Raw genomic sequence first — 18140 nt, 5'->3', positions numbered from 1 at the left:
GAGGCCCGTTCTCTGACGTGGTGACCATCGACGGCGCCAGCGGTAGCGGTAAGTCAGGAGCGATAGGTGCCCTGAGTTGCGCGTACGGCGCACTCCCGATCGAGTTCGGCCCATTGATGCGAACAGTGGCTTACATAGCTCGCGAGCGTCGATTCACTGCACTTGATGCGGCGGCTCTTCTGGCCGCGCTTGAGCGCCGGGGGTGCGTCGAACTAGCGGGTGAATCGTCGAGTGGTTTAGCGGCATCGGAGCTCACGGTCGACGGCACGCCATACAGGCAGATCATTTTTGCAGCGAACATTCAGGAAGCCCTGGCGACGGCGTCGTCAACTCCTGCGATAGTAGATCTGCTCGCCGCAATGACGCGTTCGAGAATCACCGGACGCCGTACCTTGCTTTCGGGCCGGCAGGCGGGGACGATTCTATGCCCGGAAGCTGGATTGAAGATCTTGTTGACCGCGCGATCCGACGTCCGCCGGATCCGGAAAATGACCCAACTCCGGCAGGCGGGTCTGCGCCCGAAGTGGGCCGACGACGTCAGGCTCTTAGCGAATGACTCGCGGTTCGACCTGTCGATCGATACGACTTTCCTAAGCCAACAAGCTGTGGCGCTCGCGATTAGCCGCATTGTTGAGTACCGTCTCGGCTGGACCAGGGCATCGGTCTATCTGGAGCCGTCGCACCGGCCTGACCGAGCGGCATCCCCAGACCTCCTCCTGAGGTGATGCCTTTGACCGGGGGCGAAACCGACGCTGACGGCTGCCGCTTCTGCACCGAGATCGCTCAGACTCCTGCATGCCGCGGGACCGAACTCGCGGTCGTGTTGGAAGACGCGTTCCCAGTTGCGCCAGGGCACAGGTTGATCGTGCCGCGCGAGCATCACGACGACCTGTTCTCGTTGGCCCCAGCAGTGCTGCAAGCGATGTGGCGTTTGATCGCTGAGGAATGTCGCGACCTATCTCGGGGTGCCGACCATGGCGTGAACGTCGGCGCTAACGTCGGGCGAGCCGCGGGTCAGACTGTCGCTCACGCGCACGTCCATGTGATCCCGCGTGTCGTCGGCGACGTCGCTAACCCCCGCGGTGGTGTGCGCGGCGTCATCCCGTTAAAGCAAGACTGGGCGGCGTCTGGGCCGACTGATGTTTGACCGGCCGCTAGTCGTCGCGCCCGGACGGGGCGCATGGTGCGGCAGGGAATCGATCACGGTACCGCGCCCACGGATAGAACCGCTGATCGACCCAGAAGCCCCAGTTGTTCACGAGGGGCCCTGTCACCACGAGCGTAGTGCACCCGTCGGGTCCCACGCTCAGCCGATGAGTGTGGTCTGAACGACGTACCCGGACACTCGCGAACCGCAGCCTATCGGCGCCGCCAGTCTCCGATTGGTCGACGTAGCCGCCACGGAGCACCAGCGTCGCAAACGACCATGGGTGGGAGTGAGAATGAACATCTTCATACCCCGGGACGAAGCGATGCAGCCGTATGGAGAACCCGCCAATCGCCAGTACGGTACGGCTCATCACCGGGCAGGTTGGGTTCCCGACCTTCTCGTTTGCTGCGAGTGCGAACATCTTCATGCGAAGATCTCCTTCTGAAAATACGGGAGCTTGGATAGCGTGCAGCATTCGTCGGACGGAGCCCCGATCTTGCTGAGCCAGGTCGCGCTCGGCGTCAGCACGGCGCCCGTCGTCCGGCGGCCGTCGATGATGGGCGGTCGGGTGGATTTCGCGAGCGCCGGTTGCAGACTGCGCGTGGCGGTCTGCGACCAGATCCGTCGCGGAAGTCGTTTCCGCCCTAGATCGTCGAGGCGGAAACCCGAAGGTCGGAATCGGCCCGTGCGCCTCGTCGATGGGGCAACAATGGGGCAACACGCCCCACACATTCCAGCGAAGTTCGGCGGACGCCTCTTGTGCCGAAAGATACCGACTTGCGGGGTATTCCAGGCCGTGGAGTAGCCCCGGATAGCCCACGGAGACGCCTCATAACCCGAAGGTCGCAGGTTCGAATCCTGCCCCCGCTACTTCGAAGCCCCCCTCTCGCCAGGGGGGTTTCGTGCTTTAGAAGGCCTGCAAAGCGGTATCTTTGCGCGTGTCCGCAAGGGTGGGTCCTCTCTGGTCCGGTCGTGGTTGGCCTCAAGGTTGAGGTCTCAATAGGTCTTGTTCACGGACCGCTTCGCGCGGCCACGAAGGTTGGTGACGCGGTTGTCGCGTCGGGGCTGTGCTGACCGGCGCCTGTGGTCGGGCGCGCATGTCGTCGGCTGCAGCCGGGAGCGTTCCGGCTACCGCGAAGACGGCTCGAAACGCCCCCAGTTCGTGGGCGGCGCGGAACCTGTCAAGCCGGATGAGACAGTGTCGGGGCGAATTTAGTGAGCGGCGGGCTCCTCGGGCTTGGGCTTGTTGATGTAGGCGGCGGTCGGCAGCGCGGGCGGTCGGGGCGGGTGCCGGACGAAGCGTTCGGGCGTGGCGGCGTAGGCCGCGTCGAGGACGGTGGTGCGGGCGGCGTGGACGGCCGGAGCGTGGCCGTGGTGGACGTCGTGTGGGGTCATCAGGCCGATGCCGGCGTGGCGGTGAGCGTGGTGGTACCAGCCGAAGAAGTCGCGGCAGAAGGCGCGGGCGTGGTCGATGTGGTCGAACCGTGCGGGGAACCCGGGCCGGTACTTCATCGTCTTGAACTGTGACTCGGAGTACGGGTTGTCCGTCGACGTGTACGGCCGGTTATGCGAGCGCAGGACGCCGAGGTCGGCGAGGAGGAACGCGACGGGCTTGGACGTCATCGCCGGGCCGCGGTCGGCGTGCACCGTCAACTGGCCACGGACGATGTTCTGTTGCTCGCACGCCTGGCCGATCAGCGCCTTGGCCAGGTGCGCGTTCTCGCGGTGCTGCACCGTCCAGCCGACGGCGTAGCGGCTGTAGACGTCGAGAATGACGTAGAGGTAGTAGTAGGTCCACTTCGCCGGACCCTTCAACTTCGAGATGTCCCAGGACCAAATCTCGTTCGGCCGCTCGGCGAGCAGTTCCGGTGCGGCGTAGGGCGGATGGGTCAGCTGCGCGCGGCGCTCGGTGACGCCGCCGTACTCGGCGGCGAGGATCCGGTACATCGTGCGCTGCGACGCAAGGTAGATCCCCTCATCCAGCAGCGTCGCCCAGACCTCGGCAGGGGAGGCGTCCTGAAAGCGCGGGCTGTGCAACTGCTCGAGCACCGCGGCACGCTCCTCATCCGACAGCGCCCGGCCGGGCCGCCTGCGCGGCACTGACGCGCGCGCGGGCGGCGGGCTGCGTCGGCGATACAACGACGCCCTGGACGCGCCGAGGGCGCGGCACGCGGGCAGGATGCCGACCAGCGGCTCGATCTCAATGACGGCCTGATCGATCATGATCGCGGCGGCTGCTCGTCGGTCTCCGGCGCGCTCTTGGCCAGCAGTTCTTCCAAGAGCGCGGAGACGTTTCCCTGCACCTCGATCACCCGACGCGCCGTCACCAGATCGGCCTGCGAGCGCTCCAGCTGGCGACGCAGCGCCGCGTTCTCCATCCGCTCGGCGCTCGGCGGCTTGGGGCCACGCTGGCGAGGCTCCAGCGCCCCGAGCGCGCCGCTGTCGCGGGCCCGCCGCCACTCCGTCAGCAGCGAGGAGTACAAGCCCTCGCGGCGCAGCACCTCGCCGATCTCGCCGGGCTTGGTGCACGCCTCGGCGGCGAGCACGATCTTCAGCTTGTACGCCGCGGTGAACCTGCGGCGCGTCGCCCGCGGCACGAGCTCGGGATCCGGGACCCCCACCAGCGACGACGCGCCGCCGGCGATGTGCCTACGCTCGCCTTCGGCTCCCTCCGGCACACCGCCGGCGGAACCCTCCAGCTCGTCCTTCATCCCTGCAGAGAACTGCGACACAACGCACGTCCGTTCTCGCCCTCAGGCTCAGTAAATACAACGGTAGAACCTGTCTCACGTCACCTTGGCAGAGAGGGGCGGCCTGAAGTTCAAGCCGTGCTGCGTGCTGTGGGCGCGAGCTTGTGCCAGGCCTGCCGCGGGCCCGGGATCAGCCGGGCTGGTACCCGAGTGCGGTGTAGGCGCGCTGGCGTTTGGCGTACATGCGGCGCAGGACGGGGATCTCGTGGTCGACGTAGTCGAGGATCCGGATCTCGTGCTTGTCGTCGTGGTGGCGGTGCAGCCGGCCGGCGTATTGGGTCATGGTGCCCTTCCAGGCGATCGGCATCGCGAGTACGAGCGTGTCCAGGCGTGGGTCGTCGAAGCCTTCGCCGATGTAGCGGCCAGTTGCGAGGATGACGCGCGGCCCGTCGGTGTCGGCGAGGGCTGCGTCTGCGCGGCGCTGGGCGGGTGCGCCCATGCCGCCGCTGAGCACGATGAGTCCTGGCATCGTGGGTTTGAGCAGCGCGGCGAGGGCGTCGAGGTGCTCGCGGCGTTCGGTGAGGACGAGGGGGTAGCGGCCGGCGGCCAGTTCGGCGAGGACGTCGTCGGCGATCTGCTTGGTTCGGTGTGGGTCGGTGGCGACCGCGCCGAGGATCTCTTGGATGCCCGGATCGGTCGGCAGCGCGCTGGCGTCGAAGGCGGTGCGGCGCTCGATCAGGACGCGGCGTACGGCGGTCTCGGTGGCGTGCGTGACGGTGATGGTGTGGCGGACCGGGCCGCACTGCATGGCGATGATCGGCTGGTGGCCGTCGCGGCGACGAGGCGTCGCGGTCAGGCCGGTGATGTGGCGGGCGGGGAGGTCGCGCAGGAGTCGCTCGACGGAGACGGCGGGGACGTGGTGGCATTCGTCGATGACCACGTGGCCGTAGCGGTCCAGGAGTGTGGTGGTGTCTCGCCGGGTGAGCGTCTGGATCATCGCGACGTCGATTCCGCTGGTCCCCGGTGTGGTGGCGGGCGAGCCGATCTGACCTGGCTCGAGGTCGAGGAACTGCGTCAGGCGCTGGATCCACTGCTCCAGCAGCGGCCGGCGGTGCACGAGCACGAGCGTGGAGCGGCCGCGGGTGCCGATCAGGGCGGTGGCCATCACGGTCTTGCCCGACCCCGGCGGCGCGACCAGCACGCCCGCGTCGTGCTTGGCGAGCGCGTCGACGCCTGCCTGTTGAGCGGTGGACAGGGTCCCGGTGAACGTGGCGCCGATCGCGTTGCCGTCGGTGCGGGCGTCGTCGATGGCCAGCGTGGTGCCGACCGTCTCAAGCTCATCGCGGACCGCGTCCAGGCAGCCCCGCGGCAGCAGCAGATGCTCACCGGTGTCCTCGTGGCAGGCGATCACGCGTGGGGTGTTGTGGGTGGACAGGCGCGCTGCTTCACGTTCGTAGAAAACGGGGTTGGCGAACGCGGCGGTTCGCCGCAGTCGGTCCCGCACGCCGGCCGGCAGGTCGGTGGTAGCGATCTCCAGCCGTCCGCGCAGCCGAGCGGTGAGCGTCTCCGGGGCGGCTGTGCCGGACGGGAGAGGGCGGGCTGGTGATCGCGTCTTCGTGTCCGCCCAATGCGGCAAGGCGAGTGTGCCGCCGGCCTTTTCGGCTTCGGCGGCCAGGAGTCCAGCTCGGTCGGCGTCCAGTCGTTTCGCCTCAGCGAGAGCGCTCCACTGGTCGGCATAGGGCGTCAGGTTCGCGTCGAGGAACAGCGTGCATCCGTCCGGGCGACGGTCGCGTTGCAGCGGTAGTGCGATCAGGTTCCCAAAGCCGCCGGCCGGCATCGTGTCCTGGTTGGGGAACAGCCGGTCATAGGAGGCCATCGAGATTGAGCGACGGCTCATCGCCTGCGTCAGCAGCCAGGACCCGATCGTCCGCGCGACGCGCGCGGCGACGGGCTTGGCGAACAGCAGCCACACGTGAGCGCCTTGCCCCGATCGCGAGCGCTCCACCAGTACGGGGACCTCGGCGTCGGCGGCGACCTCGCGCAGCGCGCCTGCGTCCTCCTTCCAGCTTGGCCCGTCGAGGTCGATGGCCAGCAGCCAGCAGGTCTCGTCGGCGAGCAGCGGATAGATGCCGATCGTCTGATGCCCTTCCAGGTGCCGGCGTACCTCGGCCTCGGAGTAGGCCACGAATCGGCGGTGCGCGCAGACGGCGCATTTCACCCTCGGCTTCTCGCAGACCCCGGGCTTCCACTCGTTCGAGCATTTGGGTGCCCACCCCGAGCTGCCAGGCTTGGTCCGGCTCTGCCAGCGCGTCGCGAACACGTCCGCCCGGCCGCGGAACAGGCTCGCGAACAACGCCACACGGCCCTCCGCAGTGCCGGTCTGAGGTCCACCAAGGTGGCGCTCGAGCTCCGTGATGCCGGCGCGCAGCTCGGCGCGCTCGCGATCCAGGACGACCAGACGCGCGCGTGCGTCGCGGAGCTGCTCCTCAGGCGGCACGATCATCGCAGCGTGCATGCTCGTGGATCGCGCGGACTGCTTGAGCGGTCGGACCTTGCCCGGGGCTACCCCGGAAAGGGTGCTCTGGTCCTGATGTCTCTTACATGCCTTACACTGCCGGTATGACTGACGACCTGATCTCTCGGTTCGTGATGCTCCCGAGCCCGGCGCGGCGGCGCCCGCGGACCAAGCAGGAAGCGGTCAGTCAGATCATGGAGAGCGAGCAGCGGGTGATCGGGCAGCTCCCGCGTGCGCAGGTCGACGTGCTCTGGGACAAGGTCCTCGGCGCGCGCGACGGAATCGATGACGCCACCGCCCGGACGATCTCGCCGGTGACCGGGGAGGCGCAGCCGACGGCCGAGGAGACCGTCGCGGCGCTGAAGGACAACATGCTCAAGGAGTTTGCGCTGCGTCGGCGGGTGATCGAGGCGTGTCTGTCGGCGGCGGATGTCGCAGCGATGTTCGGTGCTTCGCGCCAGACCCCGCATGATCGGTTCCGGGCGGGCACGTTGCTGGCGATCAAGGACCGGGGGCAGTTGCGGTTCCCGCTGTGGCAGTTCGATCCGCAAGCCGCGGATGGTGTCGTGGAAGGACTTGACCGGGTGCTGGCGGCGTTGCCGATCACGCAGCCGCTCGGTCGCGTGTTGTGGTTCATGACGCCGAAGCCGCAGCTGCAGGGACGCGCTCCGATCCAGGTGCTCCAGGATGGCGATGTGGATCGTGTGGTAGCCGAGGCCCAAGCGGTCTACGCCAAGTAGGTGACGCCGGCGCGCAGGACCGTCAGACCGACCGGCGCACTCGGACTGGCGGGGCCTCCGACACTTCCGACGAGGTACCCGCGTGGGGTCGTCCGCACCGTCGCGGCAGGGACGGAGCTTCGTCGTATCTACGTCCCGCCGCCGGCCGGCTACACGCCGTCCGCCACGGCCTTTCGCACCGACGGGCCACGGGCACGGTTTGACCACCACCGGCGCCCCGGCCCGTTCCCCCAGGCCGCCGAGGACCCTTCCCGCGGCATCTTCTACGCGGCTGAAGCGTTCGGGTGCTGCGTGGCGGAGTTCTGGGGCGATGACTGGCTCATCACCCCAGGCCCCGCCCGCCTGGCGGTGCTCCGCGCTGACCGCGAGCTGCAACTCCTCAGCCTCATGGGCTCCGATGCGACGGCGGTCGGCACGCTCGCGGCGGTCACGATGGACGGAGACCGGCACGTCACCCAGGACTGGGGACGCCACTGGTATGAGCATCCGCAGTTCCAAGCGCTTCACGGGATCCGCTTTCCCAGCAGCCACACCTCGCAGCCCGCATGCGCCTTCTGGGAACGCGCCGCTGGCGCGTTTACGGTGCTCTTCGACGAGCCCGTGCTCTCACCGGCCGTCCTCCCCGATCTCCTCGTCACCGCCTCAGCGCTCGGCATCACCGTCCTCGGGACGCTCCCATCCTGAGTCATCCGGCGCCGGGCCGAAGGTCTCGTGCCGTCGGAAGTCCAGCGGATCCAGCTGGAACGCACGTTCCATCAGCGCCTTCTCGTGGGTGCGGGGTGCGTAGTCGGCGTAGATGAGCGTGGTCTTGTAGTCGCGGTGCCCCATCCATTCCTGCAGGGTGCGGAGGGGGACGCCGGCCGCTGCTGCCTGGGTGCCGAATGTGTGCCGCAGGTCGTGGAAGCGGACCTGCCTGACCCCGGCCCTGGTAAGGGTGCCCTTGAAGCGCTTGCGGAGCTTGGAGGTATCCAGGACGGACCCCAGGACGGGGTGGCCGAAGACGAGGTCGTCGTCGTGGCGGAACACCGTCTGCTTGTAGCGCTGGCCCAAGGCGGCGGCGGTCCGGTCGATGATCGGCACCGCGCGGCTGGAGCGCCGTGACTTCGGGGTGCCCCACTCACCACGCGAGTAGCTGACGCGGACCCGGATGACGCCGGCTGACCAGTCCACGTCGCGCCAGCGCAGGGCGACGAGCTCACCTTGCCGCAGGCCGGTAGTGATCGCGGTCAGGTAGAGCGGCCTGTCAACGCCGCCGAAGTCACCCTCGGCGGGGACGGCGCGCAGCAGGGCTTCGACTTCCTCATGGGTGAGGAAGCGGATGTCCGCGTCCGTGTCCGGATCCCGAGGCCGGTCCACGGCGGCGACGGGGTTTGCGTAAACCCAGCCCTTCTTCATCGCGTGGCGGAACAGGCCGTGCAGGAACGTGAGCTGGTTTCCGACGGTCTTGGACGCCAGGCCACCACGCTGCTTGGTCACCAGGTACTCGGCGACGAGGGGCGTGTCGATGCGGTCCATCGACCGGGTGCCGAAGAACGGGACTAGGTGCTTGCGCAGCATGATCTCGTAGTCCTGCGTCGTGGACGGCTTGCGCTTCATCACCTCCGTCAGGTGCAGGATGTAGCGCTCGCCGGCGGTCTTCAGGTCCACCCGCTCAGCCACGGGCACCAGGCGGATCTGCTCGTCGATGAGCTTCTGCAGCGCACGCTCGGCGGCCGGTTTGGTCAGCCCGGTCGCCTGCCCGGCCTGGCGCTTGAGGCCGAGCTTGCGACGGACCTGACGGTGCCCGGCGTAGAGGCGGCCGTAGTACACCTCACGTCCATGCTTGTCGGTGCGGATCTCCAGGCTGCCGGTCCCGTACGACCTGCGCGGCCTCTCGGCGCTCATGAGATCACCCGCTTCGGGCCAGCGGTCCGGGTCAGCGTGCTCGCGTGCATGGAAAAGGTCATGCACATCTTGTCGTGCGAGATCGGAAACACCCCAGGCCCAACTTCGGGCCGACTGCTCATTCTGGGTCTCTTCATGAGGGAACACCTCCGGGTCGGAGACCACCCGACAACAGCTCAAACGCTGCCCACAAGCCTGAGCAGACCGGCAAAGGTCGCGCTCATAACCCGAAGGTCGCAGGTTCGAATCCTGCCCCCGCTACTTCGAAGCCCCCTCTCGCCAGGGGGGTTTCGTGCTTAAAGAAGCCCTGCAAATCAGCATCTTTGTGGCCCGTCGCGGGCAGGTGACTTCGTGGATTGCGACCTGGTTCGCAGCGCGGTTGAGGTCTCAATTGGTCTTGTTCGCGACCCGCACGGCGAGAACCCGAAGGCTCTGCTGGCCAGCGCTGGCCCTGCGTTATCGCTGAGGTCACCTCGGTGGCTTCCGGTCGTGGCGGCGGGCAGACGTCTGGCTACGCGTAAATCCAAGCGCCGAGCGCCGAGCGTCGACGTCGGAGGGAATGCAGCGCCGTGCCGCTCGCCGCGCAAACCAGCACTTTGGATCGGGCGCTCGCTGGCACGCGAGGGGAACCGTCGTACCTCCAGCTCGACAGCACTACTCATCGTCGAGGCCGTCACGTGAATGCCCACTCACCGTGAGCGTCCCGGAGGTCAGCGCCGGAGTATCCCGCGTCAAGGAATCCGCATGGTTTGGCGCGTTGGGAGTGTGACGGGCTTCGGGTCTGACGGCGTGATCGCGGGGTCGGCGAGGTAGCGGTCGAGTGGCCGTTCGCCGCCGAGCGCCTCGTGTGGCCGTACCTCGTTGTAGAGCTGGCGGAAGTCGTCGACCATCCGGGTCATCTCGGTGCCGTCGGCCGGGAGTTCGCGCAGAGCTGTTCGATCTTGATCGCGCCGTGGTAGCGCTCGATCACGCCGTTGGTCTGCGGGCTCTTCTTGCGGGTGCGGATGTGCGTCACCTCCTGCCGGGAGGCGATGAACCTCGTGAACGCGGCGGCCTTGAAGCACGGGCCGTTGTCGGAGACGAGGTAGATCGGCGTGAGCTCGCCCGTGAGCGGGTCGGTGAGGTCTTGCAGCAGCGGCCGGCCGAGGAGGGTCTCGGCCTGTTCGATCGCGGCGAGGACGGAGGCGATCGCGTCGCGGTGTGTCTGGGTTGTAATGACCGGCCCGGCGAGCACGAGCTTGACCCAGTAGTCGACCACGTCGCCGGAGCGCCAGGTGCCGCCGCCCGCCGTTTCGAGCTCGAAGAAGTCCATCTGCCAGACCCGGTTGCGGCGCGTCGGCGGATCGAGGAACGCCTCGCGGCGAGCGCCGGCGAGGTCGTGGCGCTCGCGGGCGTAGTCGATCGGCAACACCAGGCCGGCCTCGCGGAGGATCCGCAAACACGTCGCTTCGGCGACCAGGAGGCCGTGCTCGTGCTCGGCAAGCCAGGCGATCTTGCGGTGCCCCCACATCGGGTACTTCAACGCGAGCTCGGTGATCACCGCGCGGATCCCGTCGCGGGCCGGGGTCGGCCACGGACCCCGCACCGTGTGTCCGGCGTGATGGCGGGAACGGCGGTCGTAGTACGTGCGCTCGGGCAGCCCGACCGCCCGGCAGAACCCGGCGATCGTCAGTCCATGATCGAGGCGGAGCTGCTCGAGCTCAGCGAAACCCCATCCCGGCGGCGCCGCCGCGCTTGATCGCCCGCAGCTCCACGTGAGCCTCGCCGAGGGCACGGGTCAGGTCGTCGACCTGCTCCTCAAGGCGAGCCTCGCGGCCGGTCGGCTTCCCGGCGGTCGGGCCGTGCTCAAGGCCGCTGCGGCCGCCGAGCACGAACTGGTCCTTCCACTTGCCGATCGACGTCTCCGACACCCCGTGCCGGCGCGCGGCCTCGGCCTGCGTGCTCTCGCCCGAGAGGACGGACAACACGATCTTCAGCTTCACATCGACAGGGTGCTTCGGCGGTCTGGCCACGATCGGATCTCCTTGGGCGGGGGCCGGCGCGGGCCGCACGCGAGCGGTGACGCAGATCGCGCCGCTCGCCCTACGGGCTCACGTCACGACCTGCGTCACCGCTCGGCCTCGCCCCACCGCCGAGCCCCAACTAATGACTGTGCGGAAGATCTGGACGCGGGACATCCGGCCATCGTGGTGTGACTCCCTTCGGATCCTTAGACAAGACCCGACGATGATGAGCACCACGGTGGCCGGAACCATCACCGGGCCGCGGAGCGAGCTACACCACAACTTACCGACTTCACCTCGCCGGGTTTAGCCAGCAGGTCGTCGACTGCCACGGGCTGCCACCGCGACCTGGGTAGGCGTCTGCGGAAGTCGGTCCGCTTGCGATCGTTCGTCGTGGAAGGTCCGCGGGTTGGGCAGGGCGCCTTGTCCCCGTATTTCGTCGCGACCCGCTCGGCCCGGATGCGAACCGGGTGCGCCGGGTACCACGACGGGATGCCCTCTGCACCGCCGCCGCTTCCGTCCTGCGCATCCTCCTCGCGTACGGCGACGATCCTGCTGACCGGGGCCTCGGGATTCGTGGGGAGCGAGTTGATGCCCGAGCTGCAGCGTTCGGGTCAGCTTCGCTGCTTTGTGCGCGACGCCGGGCGCCTCGGCGACGCGGGCTCTGCGAGCGTGCATGTCGGCGACCTGACGGAGGTCGACTCCCTGCGCAGCGCGCTTACCGGGACCGACGCGGTGTACTACCTCGTCCACTCGATGGAGCCGGGCGGCGACACGTCCTACGTCGAGCGGGACCGTCTTGCGGCCCAGACCTACACGGACGTCGCGCGGGAGTGCGGGGTCAGGCGCACCACGTATCTCGGCGGCATCGCCGGAGGCGACGATAACTCGAGCGAGCACCTGGTGTCCCGTCGTGAGGTCGAGGATGTGCTCTCGACCGCCGGCCCCGAGTTCGTCGCGCTGCGGGCGTCGATGATCGTCGGTGCGCGCAGCGCGTCGTTCGGGACGCTGGCGCGCATCGTCGACCGGCTGCCGGTCCTGGCGATGCCCACCTGGCGCGACCGCCGGACGCAGCCGATCGCCGTCGCCGATGTCGTGGCCGCCCTCGTCACCGCCCAGACGGTCGAGCCGGGCACATATGACATCGCCGGGCCCGACACGCTCAGCTTCCAGGAGATGACCGAGATCATCGCCGGGATCATGGGCAGGCGCCACCGGTCGTTCGCGCTCCCGTTCAGCAACGCCAAGCTCGAGGGCGTCGCCGCCGCGCTCATCACCGGGGAGGACTCCGAACTCCTCGAACCCCTCATGGCGGGCATGCACGGGGACCTCACGACCCGGTCGAACGCCCTGGCGACGGTGTTCGCCGTGACGCCGACCCCGTTCGCCGAGGCGGCGCGGGCCGCCATCGACCTCATGCCCGACGTCGGACCGACGACGGAGGCGTAAGCCGAAGCGTCCTCACGCTGCGCCCCGAGCCGCAGCCGCGTTCGCCCCTTCCTGTTTGCTCTAGGGTGGTGAGTGTGTTCGTGCCACGTTGTCCTGTCCGGTGAGCGCCACTCATCGCAACAACGTGCACGTTCGCGGCCGACCTGACGGTCGACCGATGCTGCTGGCGCACGGGTTCGGCTGCGATCAGCAGATGTGGCGCCGGGTCTGGCCCGCGTTCGAGGAGCGTTACCGCCTCGTGCTGTTCGACCACGTCGGCGCGGGTGGCTCGGATGTCCGTGCGTTTGATCCGGACCGCTACTCGTCGCTCGAGGGGTACGCGGACGACGTCATCGCGATCTGCGAGGAACTCGATCTTCGCGATGTCATCTTCGTGGGGCACTCCGTCAGCGCGATGATCGGGGTGCTCGCCGCCGCCCGCTCGGACCGCATTGCGCGTCTCGTCCTCGTCGGACCTTCGGCTCGGTACCTGGACGACGTCGACTACGAGGGCGGCTTCACCCGGCCGGACATCGAGGACATGCTGCGGGCGATGGAGAGTAACTACCTCGGATGGTCGAGCGTCATGGCACCGGCGATCATGGGATCCGATCAGCCCGAGGCGCTGCGGAATGAGCTCACCGAGAGCTTCTGCCGTGCCGATCCCGCGATCGCACGCCACTTCGCCCGGCTGACGTTCCTCTCGGACAACCGCGCAGACCTGCAGCGGGTGACCATCCCGAGTCTCGTGCTCCAGTGCCGCGAAGACGTGATCGCACCGACAAACGTCGGGAAGTTCGTCTCCGACGCCCTGGCTGGAGGTGAGCTCGTCCTGCTCGAGGCGACCGGGCACTGCCCGAACGTGAGCGCTCCCGACGAGGTCAACGCCGCGATCTGGGAGTGGCTTGAGCGGTGAACGGGCCGCGCGCGCCTGAGCGACAGCTCGAGGATCTCTTCGAGGAAGCTCCGTGCGGGTACCTCACCAGTGATCTGGATGGTCGCATCGTCCGGGCGAACCGCACGTTCCAGACCTGGACGGGGTACGCGCAACCCGAGCTGGTCGGCCGCCGGTTCCAAGAGCTCCTCAGCCAAGGCGCTCGCATCTACTACGAGACGCACTTCGCGCCGCTGCTGCAGATGCACGGGCGCGTGAGCGAGATCGCGCTGGACGTCGTCCGGGCCGACGGGTCGAGGATGTCGACGCTCGTCAACGCGACGATCAGCCCTGGCCTCGACGACCCGCGGATGCGGACGGTGGTCTTCGACGCGACGGACCGCCGCCGGTACGAGGAGGAGCTCATGCGGTCGCGGACACGCGAGGAGGGCATCGCCCGCGAGCTACAGGCAGGTCTGCTCGCCGGCGCGCTTCCCGCCGCGGCGGACGTCCAGGTCGACATCGTTTACCGGCCAGCGGTGACGGGCCTGGCGGTCGGCGGGGACTGGTATGACGCTTTCTGGCTCGAGGAAGGTCGCTCCCTGGCCTTGGTCGTCGGCGACGTCGTGGGACGGGGCATCCCAGCGGCGGCGGCGATGGGCCAGCTGCGAAGCGCCGTCCGGGCGATCGCCGCGGACGCGAGCGGCCCCGCGGCGGTCCTCGACGGGGTGGAGCGGTACGCGCGCCGGCACGACGTGGGCCGGTACTGCACCGTCGCCTACGGGCAGCTGGTGCTGCCCAGCGGTGAGTTCACGTATGCGTGCGCGGGCCACCCTCCGCCGATGGTGCTGCCGCCGGACGGGGATCCGGTCTTGCTCTGGGCCGGTCGCAGCCCGCCGCTCGACGCGGCCAGGGGCGTGCGGCGCCGGAGCGAGGGTCACTGGTCGCTGGCCCGCGGAACGACGGTCCTGTTCTTCTCGGATGGACTCATCGAGCGGCGGGGTGAGCCGCTCGACACCGGGCTCGCGCGCCTCGGCTCGGCTGCGCACGATCTCCGCGACCTCGACCTCGCGCGCTTCACCCAGGCTACCTCCGACCGGATGGCCGGAGACGACGACGCCGACGACGTCTGCCTGCTGGCGATGAGGTACGGCCTGGACGGGGGCCTATCCACTCCACCCGGGCGGGAGCTGTGATGACGACGGCCGGTGGCCCCGAGCTGTCGATCCGCGTGGTGACGGCCACCGGGCCGCTGGACATCGCCGGAGGCCCTAGGCTCAAGTCATCGCTGGCCCAGGATCCGACCGAGGCCGACACGCACCTCATCGTCGACCTGCGGGAGGTCGAGTTCGCCGACTCGACCGGTTTGTCCATCCTGCTGAACGCCGCCCGCCGCCGCGTCGCCGGAGGACGGCACTTCGTCGTCGTGTGCCGCTCGGGCCCGGTCCTGCGTCTGCTCGAGCTCACCGCCCTCACCCAGACCCTGCGCGTCGTCGGGTCGGTCGAGGAGGCTCGGAAGCTGATTCAGCAGGCCGTCGGAGGCCCGTACCGGCCGGCCGACGGAGACTGACCACACAGCTGCGCTCACCGTCGGTCCCTGCCTGTCCGGCGGGCAGCCACTCATTGGCAGTGCGGCGGGCGCTTGCCGGCGCGACCATGCGAGACGACGGGCATCCAGCTCCGTGGTCCTCGGCCAGCAGCGCCTTGCCGAGCAGGCTGGGCGCTGCCCGGGTCCGGGCATTCGGGTGGTCTCCGTCGCCTCGCCGAGCCCCCTCCCGGAATAGCGCGGCCACCTGCAGCCGGCCGTCCATCCCCATCGATTCGGGACGGCGAACCGCTTGATCCGCCGGCGTGCCTTGTGCAGGTCCCGTCCCTGACGAGCGCGTTCGGTTTCCACGTGTGACTCGGGAGGTGTTGATGTGCCCCTGGCGCTTGATCGATAAGCCAGAAAATGGCATGCTAGTGCCGACAACGCGAGGAGTCAGCGCATGCCCGACGCTGGAGTCCAGGTCTCACCCAGTCCCGCGATCCGCGACGGCGTCGCGCGGCGGACGGTTCCCATGGTCCTGCTCGCGCTGGCCGCGGTCGGGTGGTGGTGGTCGGTCAAGGTCGCCGGCGACATGTCCGGCGGCGGGATGGACGCGATGGCCGGTCCGATGTCGCTCGGCGCGTTCGTCGTGGCGTGGCTGGCGATGATGGCGGCGATGATGCTGCCGGCTGTGCTGCCGGTCGTGAAGCTCTACGGGCTGGCCGCTGCACGCGGGACCGTCGCACCGGCCCCCTTGTTCGTCGCCGGGTACCTCGTGCTGTGGACGACACTGGCGCTCCCCGCCTTTGTCGCGTGGCGCGCGCTCGAGATGCCTTTGGCCGACGGGGCCGCCTGGGCGGGCCGCGTCGCCGGCGCCACGCTGCTGGCCGCCGCCGTGTGGCAGGTCAGTCCCGTGAAGTCGGCCTGCCTGCGCCACTGCCGCTCCCCGATGGGCGTGTTCCTGCGCTTCGGCGGCGACGCCCGCCGGCCCGCCGGGGCGATGCGGATGGGCTTCGTCCACGGCGCCTACTGCATCGGTTGCTGCTGGGCGCTCTTCGCGGTTCTCGTCGCCGCCGCCAGCATGAGCGTCGTGTGGCTCGTGGTCTTCACCGTGTTGATCTTCGCCGAGAAGAACCTGCCCTCAGGCGAGCGGTTCGCGCTCGCCGCGGCTTGCGCGCTGGCCGCGCTCGGCGCCGCGCTGCTCATCGCACCGTCCCTGATCACGCACATCACCTAGGAGAAGGCATGACGACCACCGAGACCCGGACCGCCTGGCGCATCGCCGGAAAGGGCTATGAGTTCTGCAACTGCCAGCCCGGCTGCACCTGCAACTTCAACGGCTTCCCGACCTCGCCCGACGGCAGCTGCAAAGCCGCGGTCATAAACCAGATCGCGTCGGGCCACTGCGGCGACGTGGACCTGGCCGGCGTGACGACCCTCGCGATCCTCGACTGGCCCAAGGCGATCCACGACGGGGGCGGCAAGGCGGTCATGGTCGCCCCGCCGGCGGTCACCGACGAGCAGCTCGGCGCCCTGGCCCAGATCTACACCGGACAGCTCGGCGGCATGCCCTGGGAGATCCTCGGCACGACCTTCGAGGTCGCCGGCGTGGTCCGCGCCGACATCGACGTCGACGAGGACGGCATGCACAGCGGGTTCCGGGTCGAGGGCGTGGGTGAGGCCCGGGGCACGACGCTGAAGAACCCCGTCACCGGCGAGGACCACCTCGTTTCGATCGTCCTGAACCAGGGCTTCATCTGGAAGCAGGGCGACTGCGGCCAGGGCACCTTCGAGGTCGAGGCCGAGGGCATCCACATGTCCTTCAAGGACAGCAACTGGATCCTCTACGACTTCGACTGGACCAACCAGAACTGACACCCCGCAGGCCGGCCGACAGCAGACTGCGAGCACCATCGCGCCCAGCGGTGGTGCTCGAGTTCGGGGAGCGGCCGCGATAGGGTCGGTCGTGCCGGACTCGTGGGATTCTGATCAGTCTCTCGTCGGACGGCTTCTGTTTCCAAGGTGGTTCAGGAGTTGGCAAGACCGATGACGCCCGGAGAGTTCCGGACAGACCTTGAGACGTTCGACGCCCGAACTCATGTGTTGCGGTGCTTCGGCGCGCTCGACATCACCTCGATGATGGTGTGCCGTCAGGCCGTTATGCAGGTCACCGCGCCGTGCCTCGTGCTCGATCTGCGGGAGCTGAGCTTCCTCGACTCGTCGGGCATCGCGGTCCTCCTGATCGCGCAGCGACGCCACCGCGGAGGTCGGCTGGCGACCTGCGTCAGACCCGGCGGCCGTGTGGCACGAATCCTCGCCCTCGCCGGCCTCGAGCCGGCCCTTGGCGTCAGCCCTTCCATCGCCGGAGCAGTGGCCGCCCTCTCGCCCGCCGACGGCACCCCGCGTCCAGCCGATCTCGAAAACCCGCCGGCATGACCACGTCCACCTATCGCCGGAGTCCGCGGCCAGCTCACGACGTCGACGGTCGGCGCGTGCAAGCCCCGTGCAATGAGCTCTCGGGTGCCGGCGCGGCGGCTTGCGGCCGTGTTCCGAGACGCGACGAGTGTTGTCGTCCTACGTGAGGTCGATGTCGCGTATGCCCTCCCGCAACGCTGCCCCACGACCGACGTTCCGCGTCACCACGGAATAGCCGCCGCCAGCACGGGTGATCGGCGTGCGCGGTGAGCTCGTGGTCGCCACCATCGCGCAGCTGCAGCCAGAGCTTGACCGCATCACCCGCCACGAGCGTCGCCAGATCACCATCGACCTGCGCACCCTCACCCGGATCGACTCAAGCGGAGCACGCGCGTGAAGGAGTCCCGCCGTGAGCACCACCGAGAAACCCGCGCGTATCCTCGTCCTCGCCGACCGCACCGCGACCGACCCGGCCCTGCTGGAAGCGATGCGCGAGCGTGCCGCGCGCGGCCCGGCGCAGTTCCGCTTCGTCGTCCCCAACCCGGCCCCGGCCGAGTGGCACCCGATGCACCCCGAGCGGCGCGACAAGGCCGCCGAAGCCGAGCGAGCGCTGACCGAGGCGCTGCCCGCCATCGAGGAGGCCGCCGGTGGCCCGGTGATCGCTTCGGTGTCGATCCGCCACGACCCGATGGACGTCGTGGACGGCGTGATGTTCCACGAGCCGATCGACGAGATCATCCTCTCGCAGGCGTCGCACCCGATCGAGCGATGGTTCCACGTCGATCTCCCGCACCGCCTGGCCCACCTGAAGGTCCCCCTGACGGTGGTCGACAGCGCGGGCTGATCGGCCGCCGGGACGAGGCCGGCCCGCCCCAGCAGCCAACGCTCACGCCGGACCGTGGCGGTGCCCTAC

19 protein-coding genes are annotated in these 18140 nt (G+C 68.9%); 13 read left to right on the top strand and 6 right to left on the bottom strand.

Annotation, left to right across the window (positions count from 1 at the left end):
- Nucleotides 1–17: 17 nt before the first annotated feature.
- Both NBH00_RS18445 and NBH00_RS18440 read left to right on the top strand, forming a co-directional pair.
- Complete coding sequence (locus NBH00_RS18445; RefSeq protein WP_254570051.1) at nt 18–725, top strand: (d)CMP kinase; 708 nt, start codon at nt 18–20, stop codon at nt 723–725.
- Nucleotides 725–1147, top strand: coding sequence for an HIT family protein (locus NBH00_RS18440; RefSeq protein ID WP_254573745.1), 423 nt, complete (start codon nt 725–727; stop codon nt 1145–1147). The genes NBH00_RS18445 and NBH00_RS18440 overlap by 1 nt, the downstream gene beginning before the upstream one ends.
- A gap of 1215 nt (nt 1148–2362) precedes the next feature.
- Here the strand turns inward: NBH00_RS18440 and NBH00_RS18435 are convergent.
- Nucleotides 2363–3795, bottom strand: a protein-coding gene (locus NBH00_RS18435) for an IS3 family transposase (RefSeq protein ID WP_254573690.1) whose coding sequence is annotated in 2 segments (ribosomal slippage) — nt 2363–3447 and nt 3447–3795 — 1434 coding nt in all. Because the reading frame shifts where the segments join, the coding sequence is not laid out codon by codon here.
- 235 nt (nt 3796–4030) lie between these two features.
- A complete protein-coding gene (locus tag NBH00_RS18430; protein WP_254570050.1) occupies nt 4031–6343 on the bottom strand; it encodes a DEAD/DEAH box helicase in 2313 nt (770 codons plus the stop codon).
- 116 nt (nt 6344–6459) lie between these two features.
- Between NBH00_RS18430 and NBH00_RS18425 the strand changes: the two genes are divergently transcribed.
- Entirely contained in the window at nt 6460–7095 is a 636-nt protein-coding gene (locus NBH00_RS18425; RefSeq protein WP_254570049.1) for a hypothetical protein, read from the top strand.
- A complete protein-coding gene (locus NBH00_RS18420) occupies nt 7096–7779 on the top strand; it encodes an RES family NAD+ phosphorylase (protein WP_254570048.1) in 684 nt (227 codons plus the stop codon).
- Here NBH00_RS18420 and NBH00_RS18415 read toward each other — a convergent pair.
- The 4 genes from NBH00_RS18415 to NBH00_RS18400 all read right to left on the bottom strand — a co-directional run bounded on the left by NBH00_RS18415 (nt 7738) and on the right by NBH00_RS18400 (nt 10961).
- Nucleotides 7738–9144 carry a tyrosine-type recombinase/integrase gene (locus NBH00_RS18415; protein WP_254570047.1) on the bottom strand — a complete coding sequence of 469 codons (1407 nt, stop codon included), beginning with the start codon at nt 9142–9144 and terminating at the stop codon, nt 7738–7740. The genes NBH00_RS18420 and NBH00_RS18415 overlap by 42 nt on opposite strands.
- A 566-nt stretch (nt 9145–9710) precedes the next feature.
- Nucleotides 9711–9869 carry an integrase core domain-containing protein gene (locus NBH00_RS18410; RefSeq protein WP_254570046.1) on the bottom strand — a complete coding sequence of 53 codons (159 nt, stop codon included), beginning with the start codon at nt 9867–9869 and terminating at the stop codon, nt 9711–9713.
- 5 nt (nt 9870–9874) lie between these two features.
- Nucleotides 9875–10519, bottom strand: coding sequence for a DDE-type integrase/transposase/recombinase (locus NBH00_RS18405; protein ID WP_254570045.1), 645 nt, complete (start codon nt 10517–10519; stop codon nt 9875–9877).
- A 160-nt stretch (nt 10520–10679) separates the two neighbouring features.
- Complete coding sequence (locus NBH00_RS18400) at nt 10680–10961, bottom strand: helix-turn-helix domain-containing protein (protein WP_254570044.1); 282 nt, start codon at nt 10959–10961, stop codon at nt 10680–10682.
- Nucleotides 10962–11441: 480 nt separating this feature from the next.
- Between NBH00_RS18400 and NBH00_RS18395 the strand changes: the two genes are divergently transcribed.
- The 9 genes from NBH00_RS18395 (at nt 11442) to NBH00_RS18355 (ending at nt 18071) form a co-directional block, all read left to right on the top strand.
- Nucleotides 11442–12431, top strand: coding sequence for an NAD(P)H-binding protein (locus tag NBH00_RS18395; RefSeq protein WP_367401264.1), 990 nt, complete (start codon nt 11442–11444; stop codon nt 12429–12431).
- A gap of 157 nt (nt 12432–12588) precedes the next feature.
- Complete coding sequence (locus tag NBH00_RS18390) at nt 12589–13326, top strand: alpha/beta fold hydrolase (protein WP_254570043.1); 738 nt, start codon at nt 12589–12591, stop codon at nt 13324–13326.
- Entirely contained in the window at nt 13323–14480 is a 1158-nt protein-coding gene (locus NBH00_RS18385) for a PP2C family protein-serine/threonine phosphatase (RefSeq protein WP_254570042.1), read from the top strand. Before NBH00_RS18390 ends, NBH00_RS18385 begins: the two co-directional genes overlap by 4 nt.
- A complete protein-coding gene (locus NBH00_RS18380; RefSeq protein ID WP_254570041.1) occupies nt 14480–14854 on the top strand; it encodes an STAS domain-containing protein in 375 nt (124 codons plus the stop codon). The genes NBH00_RS18385 and NBH00_RS18380 overlap by 1 nt, the downstream gene beginning before the upstream one ends.
- A gap of 418 nt (nt 14855–15272) precedes the next feature.
- On the top strand, nt 15273–16049 hold the full coding sequence (locus NBH00_RS18375) for a DUF2182 domain-containing protein (RefSeq protein WP_254570040.1): 777 nt from the start codon (nt 15273–15275) through the stop codon (nt 16047–16049).
- 8 nt (nt 16050–16057) lie between these two features.
- Entirely contained in the window at nt 16058–16687 is a 630-nt protein-coding gene (locus NBH00_RS18370) for a DUF1326 domain-containing protein (protein WP_254570039.1), read from the top strand.
- Nucleotides 16688–16858: 171 nt separating this feature from the next.
- A complete protein-coding gene (locus tag NBH00_RS18365; protein WP_254570038.1) occupies nt 16859–17248 on the top strand; it encodes an STAS domain-containing protein in 390 nt (129 codons plus the stop codon).
- 229 nt (nt 17249–17477) lie between these two features.
- A complete protein-coding gene (locus NBH00_RS18360) occupies nt 17478–17624 on the top strand; it encodes an STAS domain-containing protein (RefSeq protein WP_302182651.1) in 147 nt (48 codons plus the stop codon).
- A gap of 12 nt (nt 17625–17636) precedes the next feature.
- Nucleotides 17637–18071, top strand: a complete 435-nt coding sequence (locus tag NBH00_RS18355; protein WP_254570036.1) for a hypothetical protein — start codon at nt 17637–17639, stop codon at nt 18069–18071.
- The last annotated feature ends 69 nt before the right edge of the window (nt 18072–18140 follow it).

The sequence above is a fragment of the Paraconexibacter antarcticus genome, from assembly GCF_024220175.1.
Taxonomy (GTDB): domain Bacteria; phylum Actinomycetota; class Thermoleophilia; order Solirubrobacterales; family Solirubrobacteraceae; genus Paraconexibacter; species Paraconexibacter antarcticus.
Note: the sequence above shows the minus strand (reverse complement) of the source record. Positions and strands in the feature narration are given on the sequence as shown.

Coding starts and splice junctions, on each gene's coding strand:
- NBH00_RS18375 (WP_254570040.1), top strand. CDS start 15,273: ATGCCCGACGCTGGAGTCCAGGTCTCACCCAGTCCCGCGATCCGCGAC.
- NBH00_RS18365 (WP_254570038.1), top strand. CDS start 16,859: ATGACGCCCGGAGAGTTCCGGACAGACCTTGAGACGTTCGACGCCCGA.
- NBH00_RS18370 (WP_254570039.1), top strand. CDS start 16,058: ATGACGACCACCGAGACCCGGACCGCCTGGCGCATCGCCGGAAAGGGC.
- NBH00_RS18430 (WP_254570050.1), bottom strand. CDS start 6,343: ATGATCGTGCCGCCTGAGGAGCAGCTCCGCGACGCACGCGCGCGTCTG.
- NBH00_RS18380 (WP_254570041.1), top strand. CDS start 14,480: ATGACGACGGCCGGTGGCCCCGAGCTGTCGATCCGCGTGGTGACGGCC.
- NBH00_RS18440 (WP_254573745.1), top strand. CDS start 725: ATGCCTTTGACCGGGGGCGAAACCGACGCTGACGGCTGCCGCTTCTGC.
- NBH00_RS18395 (WP_367401264.1), top strand. CDS start 11,442: ATGCGAACCGGGTGCGCCGGGTACCACGACGGGATGCCCTCTGCACCG.
- NBH00_RS18390 (WP_254570043.1), top strand. CDS start 12,589: ATGCTGCTGGCGCACGGGTTCGGCTGCGATCAGCAGATGTGGCGCCGG.
- NBH00_RS18425 (WP_254570049.1), top strand. CDS start 6,460: ATGACTGACGACCTGATCTCTCGGTTCGTGATGCTCCCGAGCCCGGCG.
- NBH00_RS18410 (WP_254570046.1), bottom strand. CDS start 9,869: ATGGTCGACGACTTCCGCCAGCTCTACAACGAGGTACGGCCACACGAG.